This window comes from Pseudomonas sp. 30_B (assembly GCF_017491605.1).
Lineage (GTDB): Bacteria > Pseudomonadota > Gammaproteobacteria > Pseudomonadales > Pseudomonadaceae > Pseudomonas.
In genome coordinates this window covers 1-588 of record NZ_JAFGYY010000114.1, presented here as the reverse complement: position 1 = coordinate 588, position 588 = coordinate 1, and the positions used below count along the sequence as shown (strand labels likewise).

General features: G+C 65.1%; 1 protein-coding gene. It reads left to right on the top strand.

The features are described from left to right. Positions 1 to 125 precede the first annotated feature (125 nt). Positions 126 to 588: acyl-CoA dehydrogenase family protein (locus tag J5M67_RS27475; protein ID WP_207888547.1), on the top strand; the 463-nt coding region annotated here is incomplete at its 3' end.

The window sequence follows — 588 nt, the reverse complement described above, 5'->3', positions numbered from 1 at the left end:
CGCCACCAATGCAGTGCGCGCGATGCGTATTTGCAGCGCTCCGGAATAAGGTTTCCCGAATCGATCGGTTGGTCGCGGCAGGCCCCGTTGATAGATTGACCGCCTGTTCTTCAACGGAGACACGCATGTCCGCGATCTATGAGACGGCCGTCCAACCCGCGCGTGGCGCAACCGCGCGAGACGCGCATCTAATCGCGAGCGACGCCGAGGCGATCGACGCCGCGCGCGCGCTCGCCGCGCGGCTCGCCGAAGGCGCGGCCGAGCGCGATCGCGAGCGCCGGCTCCCCTATGAAGAAATCGACTGGTTCTCGCAATCGGGCCTCTGGGCGATCACCGTGCCGAAGGCGTATGGCGGCGCGGGCGTATCGCACGTGACGCTCACCGAGGTCGTGAAGATCGTCGCGGCCGCGGACCCGTCGCTCGGCCAATTGCCGCAGAACCACTTCGGCCTCGTCGACGTGATCGCGCTCACGGGCACCGACGAGCAGAAGCGCTTGTTCTTCGGCGAGATCCTGAAGGGCAAGCGGTTCGGCAACGGCTTCTCCGAGAAGGGTACGAAGAATGTGCTCGATCTGAAGACGAAAGTGA